General features: G+C 62.4%; 1 protein-coding gene. It reads right to left on the reverse strand.

The genetic code is table 11. The features are described from left to right. On the reverse strand, positions 1-564 hold a 564-nt coding region (locus ABQE89_RS26270), incomplete at its 5' end, for an IS630 family transposase (protein WP_448422169.1).

A 564-nucleotide genomic window follows, 5' to 3' on the forward strand; every position in this document is an offset into this window, starting at 1 on the left:
CTAGTGTCCTGAGTCGTTAATTCGTCGACAGTAGTTGGCGATGCTGGCGAGGATTTGGTCGGCGGTCTTGGTCCAGACATAGGGGCGGGGGTCGTCGTTCCAGGTGTCGATCCATGCGCGGATGTCTGCGTTGAGTTGGCGGACTGAGGTATGGGTGCCGCGGCGCAGTTTTTTGGTGGTCAGTTCGGCAAACCAGCGCTCGACGAGGTTGAGCCACGACGAACTGGTCGGGGTGAAGTGCAGGACGAACCGGGGATGGTTTGTCAGCCAACGCTTCACTGCTGGCGTTTTGTGGGTGGAGGCGTTGTCGAGCACGACGTGGCAGTCCAGCTCGGCCGGCACATGGGCATCGATTTTCTTGAGGAAGGCGAGGAACTCCTGGGATCTGTGCCGGGCGTGCAAGGAGCCGATCACCTTGCCGGTGGCGAGGTCCAGGGCGGCATAGAGGCTGGAGGTGCCGTGGCGGACGTAGTCGTGGCTGGCCCGCGCCGGTGTTCCTGGCAGCATCGGAAACACCGGTTGGGTGCGGTTGAGGGCCTGGATCTGGGTCTTCTCGTCGACGCA

It is taken from the genome of Mycolicibacterium sp. XJ1819 (assembly GCF_053483675.1).